This is a genomic window from Deltaproteobacteria bacterium CG11_big_fil_rev_8_21_14_0_20_49_13, from assembly GCA_002796305.1.
Lineage (GTDB): Bacteria > UBA10199 > UBA10199.
Genome location: PCWZ01000044.1, coordinates 27,837 through 31,471, shown reverse-complemented (window position 1 = coordinate 31,471; position 3,635 = coordinate 27,837). Strand labels below are relative to the sequence as shown.

Sequence of the window (3,635 nt, the reverse complement as noted above, 5' to 3'; positions counted from 1 at the left end):
ACTATTGAGGCACCGCCATGCGAAAGCGGCGGCAACAGATAGGTTGCGTCTAAAGTTCCTTTAACCTGCTCTCTACTCTGCCCATATTTAACTGACCCCATATTTTTACGAAGTAAATCGCATTTCTTATGCCCGGCATAATCCGAATCATTGGTGATAAACCGAAAAATGTTCTTAGGCTCGCGGTTCTCCAAGAACTTTTCGAATTCATCTTTATTACCTGCGAGGACGAGAATCATCCTAACTTTTTCCATTAGCCATGCGCAGTAGATCATTCTGGGTCTCATAGACGCATGACGCTATTAGCTTAATAAAATCCGCATCATTCTTATGTGCTTTTTCAAGCGCACTGATATATTCCGACCGTTTGAGCGGCGGAATGACCGCGATAATATATCCTGCCTGCATAAGCGCCACATTCATTAAAAGTCGGGCCACTCGCCCATTGCCGTCAACGAACGGATGAATAAATACAAACTCCTTATGAAGCTTAGCGGCATAGACAACCGGATGGGTGTCTTTTTTTAAGCGTGGCAAATCCTTAATAAATTTCTGCATCATTCCGGGAAGCGCGTCTGGTGTAGGCAAAGGATATTGAGAACCCGTAATAATAGCCTGAACCTTCCGATACACTCCGGCATCTTCTTCCTTGATGCGGTGATAAAAGAGCGCGTGCAACTTCTTTATATCTTCTTCCGTTATGGTTTTCCCGGTAGCAAGCGCATACATGTGATCGAAAGCGTCACTGTGCCCTGTTGCTTCGTAATGATCTCTAAGCGGCTTTCCGGCGATGGTGAGACCATCCTCTATGACCACTTTTGTTTCCGATATAGTCAGAGAGTTCCCCTCAAGCGCATTGCTTGAATAGGTAAGCCCAATACGAAAATATTCCTTTATCTGGTGGTTCATTTCATTGCTAAAGGGGCGCAATGCGTTTATCTTTGCCTGAGCCTCATCAACCTTAGTTAAAATTTCTTTCATGTGTCCTCCGTTCTTACTGGCTTAAGAGCCAAGAAATTGCTACGAATTGAGCCGTTTAAATATTTCACCTATCCAAGCCGGGGCATAACGAATATCGCTCATAAGCTGTTTTTTATCCTCGGCTGATAATCTTCTTTTAAGCGAATTAATAATTTTCTCATCGATATTTCTTTGTTTCATGTAACGTAAAGCCTGGATAACCAAGCCGCTCACGCGACCGGCAGTCGCCATATTCTTTGGTGACGTCTTCTTAAACATAATGTGCCAGTTACCAACTTGAACCACCCGGGTAGAGCCGTCTGTTAATAAAGCAATCTTTGCCGGTACTTGATCGGACAACCCCAGCAAGTTAGCCGCATATGCTCCGGAAGGTTGAATCTTAAGATTATCTTTTTCAGCAAGCGCGGCAGTAACACGATTAACGCTTGGCGGCATCTCTCCAAAATCCGGATGCTTCCGTGGATAATCATAAAGCCCACGCGCTAATCGACGAATGTCACCAGATCGGACTAACCGGCTCAACGCCTGATCTACAGCGGCACGATTGCCAAGATCAAAAAAATGGCTTGGGGCAAACACCCATCCCTTTTTCTTGCCGATAATCCGACGAAGGATTTTACTCTCAATGGATTCTGTCATATTTATCGTTTTCTATTGTCAGAAATAATATATCGCACTTCTGACAGAAAGTAAAGCTGTTTTTAAGTTCCAGCGCTATTATGTGCCCCAATATGTCCACTGGGGATAAATGTCCACTATTTAGAGGGCATTTACGTGTCATTCCATGTCACTCAAAAACGCCCTTTTTGACCATCCCGGGCGCCCGTAGGACACCCCTAAAATCGCCTGTTTCCCGTCTAGAAACGCCTATTTCAGCCGGTTTGGCCATTGATTGAGGCCTTGAATATGAAGGGACCGGGGTCAGGCTTCGCTAATTAGCTTATTATAATTTTATGTTATCGAAAGGTCTCAATATCGAATTAGCTAAGCCCATAACTTTCAGAGGTGGCCCCATAACTGACCCTTGCTTTTAGCGGAAAAAAGTGCTACGCGGCCCTTCCATGATCGATCAAAGGGTCCTTGTAAAGCTCATCGACAGGCTTAACAGTTACCCGATAGGCCTTCCCGACGCGCCCGAGATAAGAGAGTTTCTAAGCATATTCTTAACGCCAGATGAGGCGCTCCTTGCGTCGCTCTTCCCCATGAAAGAGGCGACCACGAGAGAAATGGCTAAAAGGGCCATGTGGGGCCTTCAAAAGACCGAGGCTACGCTCGAAAAAATGGCCGACAAGGGGGCCGTTATCGATTTCAAACTCGATGAGGGCCATCACTACTGGTTCCTGACCCCTTCCATAATAGGCTTCATAGAGTTCAGCCTGATGAAGACCCACAACGAGCTTCCCATGAAGAAGATGGCGGAGCTCCTTCACGCCTACGAACACGAACATTTGTGGAAGGAAGTTTTTGGCTCGCAGACCCAGATGACAAGGGCGCTTATCGAGCACGACGTGCCAATATCTTCCGAGGTAATGACCTACGCGCAGGTGACGGAGGTGATAAAGGCGGCCGGCGGAGGGGGCGTTCAAACCTGCTTTTGTCGGCATCAGGCGCATCTTTTGGGGGAACCCTGCAAACGCGCCGGTTTTGAAGGCACCTGCATCAGCCTTGGCAAGGCTTCTGATTTCACGATAAGGCGCGGCTTTGCAAGAAAAGCAAGCGCCGAAGAACTTCTTGCGCTCGTTAAAGAGCTCGGCAAGAAGGGGCTTATTCACGTTACCGACAATATCCGCAACACGCCATCATTCGTCTGCAACTGTTGCGGATGCTGTTGCGGGCTTCTCACCGGTATAACTGAGAAAAAGATACCCCACGCGGTCTCGCCGACGCCGTTCATCTTAAAAGTGAACGAAGATAACTGCAACGGATGCGGCGCCTGCGCCAAGATGTGCCAGATATCGGCCGTGAAGATGGAAGGGAAGAAGGCGCGTGTTGACGTAAAGAACTGCCTTGGCTGCGGTTCTTGCATTAAATTTTGCAAGAAAGAGGCTCTTTCGCTTGTCGAAAGAAAAAAGAGACCAAAGCTTCCGGGGAACGTCTCCGTTCGCTTTCTAAAGATGGCGTTCGAAAAGGGGAGACTGCTCAAACTTTTCCCCGACATGTTAACTTCAAGGATGGCAAAATATTTTTAACGACAACCGAACACCGGGGTCAGGCTTCGGTAATTCGGTATTGACAAGAGTCTCACATTTTCATAGCTATGCCCTGTGGCCCGCAAACCAAGGATAGAGTTTCCCGGAGCATTCTATCACGTCATTACGCGCGGCAATGACCGGCAAAAGACATTCATCGACAGCGAAGATTACAAACTTTTCCTTGAGCGGCTTGATTTTTATAGGGAACGCTTTCAATTCGTTATCTACGCTTATGTGCTAATGCCAAATCATGTGCACATGTTGATCGAGACCGGTGATACGTCCTTGTCGCGAATAATGCAGGCGCTTCAATTTACCTATACACAAAAATTCAATCGCCGTCATAAAAAGGTCGGTCATTTATTTCAAGGCAGATACAAATTTGAGCTGGCAAAAAAAGAAGGTTCAACGCACGAGCTTGTACAGGCTATTACGGCCGATATAAAAAGCAGAATAGACCGT

5 protein-coding genes are annotated in these 3,635 nt (G+C 46.8%); 2 read left to right on the top strand and 3 right to left on the bottom strand.

The window, feature by feature from the left end; genetic code table 11:
* The 3 genes from COV46_03850 to COV46_03840 form a co-directional block, all read right to left on the bottom strand.
* The coding region (locus tag COV46_03850) for a hypothetical protein (GenBank protein ID PIR17537.1) at positions 1–254 on the bottom strand (254 nt) is incomplete at its 3' end.
* Positions 241–981 (bottom strand): cell filamentation protein Fic, encoded by a 741-nt coding sequence (locus COV46_03845; GenBank protein PIR17536.1) that lies wholly within the window; start codon positions 979–981, stop codon positions 241–243. The genes COV46_03845 and COV46_03850, both read right to left, overlap by 14 nt.
* A gap of 39 nt (positions 982–1,020) precedes the next feature.
* Entirely contained in the window at positions 1,021–1,620 is a 600-nt protein-coding gene (locus COV46_03840; GenBank protein PIR17535.1) for a hypothetical protein, read from the bottom strand.
* A gap of 422 nt (positions 1,621–2,042) precedes the next feature.
* Between COV46_03840 and COV46_03835 the strand changes: the two genes are divergently transcribed.
* Positions 2,043–3,170, top strand: coding sequence for a (Fe-S)-binding protein (locus COV46_03835; protein PIR17534.1), 1,128 nt, complete (start codon positions 2,043–2,045; stop codon positions 3,168–3,170).
* 75 nt (positions 3,171–3,245) lie between these two features.
* Positions 3,246–3,635 (top strand): hypothetical protein (locus COV46_03830; GenBank protein ID PIR17533.1); only part of this gene is annotated, 390 nt, incomplete at its 3' end.